The sequence below is a fragment of the Pseudomonas agronomica genome, assembly GCF_025917275.1.
GTDB lineage: Bacteria > Pseudomonadota > Gammaproteobacteria > Pseudomonadales > Pseudomonadaceae > Aquipseudomonas > Aquipseudomonas agronomica.
This window is the reverse complement of sequence record NZ_JAOSHO010000942.1, coordinates 1-820: the sequence shown is the minus strand read 5'-3', so window position 1 is coordinate 820 and position 820 is coordinate 1. Positions and strand designations below refer to the sequence as shown.

Annotated in this window: 1 protein-coding gene; it reads left to right on the top strand. The window is 63.5% G+C overall.

Annotation, left to right across the window (positions count from 1 at the left end; genetic code table 11):
• Positions 1–80: 80 nt before the first annotated feature.
• On the top strand, positions 81–713 hold the full coding sequence (locus tag OC610_RS28260; RefSeq protein WP_264432977.1) for a sarcosine oxidase subunit gamma: 633 nt from the start codon (positions 81–83) through the stop codon (positions 711–713).
• Positions 714–820: the final 107 nt, after the last annotated feature.

The window sequence follows — 820 nt, the reverse complement described above, 5'->3', positions numbered from 1 at the left end:
TGGGAGCGAGCTTGCTCGCGATGACGGCCTGACAGCCACCACAAGGGCTTGACCCAACAGCATTCAGACAGGTGCTCCATATGACCGCAGTCAACGTGTACCAACAACGCCCAACCACCGGGGCCAAGGCCGAGTCGTCGCTGCACCATGCCGACCTCGCAAGCATGGTGGGCAAGGGCCGCAAGAACGCCGGCGTGACCGTGCGCGAGAAAAAACTCCTGGGTCACCTGACCATTCGTGGCGACGGCCACGACCCAGCGTTCGCCGCCGGCGTGCACAAGGCCCTGGGCCTGGAATTGCCGGGCGCCCTGGCTGTCGTCATCAAGGGCGAGACCAGTCTTCAATGGCTCGGCCCTGACGAATGGCTGCTGGTGGTGCCGACCGGTGAAGAATTCGCCGCCGAGCAGAAGCTGCGCGAAGCGCTGGGCGACCTGCACATCCAGATCGTCAACGTCAGCGGCGGCCAGCAGATCCTCGAACTGTCCGGCCCGAACGTGCGCGACGTGCTGATGAAGTCCACCAGCTACGATGTTCACCCCAGCAATTTTCCGGTAGGCAAAGCGGTGGGAACGGTGTTCGCCAAGTCGCAACTGGTGATCCGCCACACGGCCGAAGACACCTGGGAACTGGTGATCCGCCGCAGCTTCTCCGATTACTGGTGGCTGTGGTTGCAGGATGCGGCGGCTGAGTATGGGTTGAGCGTGCAGGCATAAGGACTAAAGCCGACCACGGCTTTTGTGGCGAGGGAGCTTGCTCCCGCTCGGTTGCGCAGCAACCGCCAAAAACGAGGGCCGCTGCGCAGCCCAGCGGGAGCAAGCTC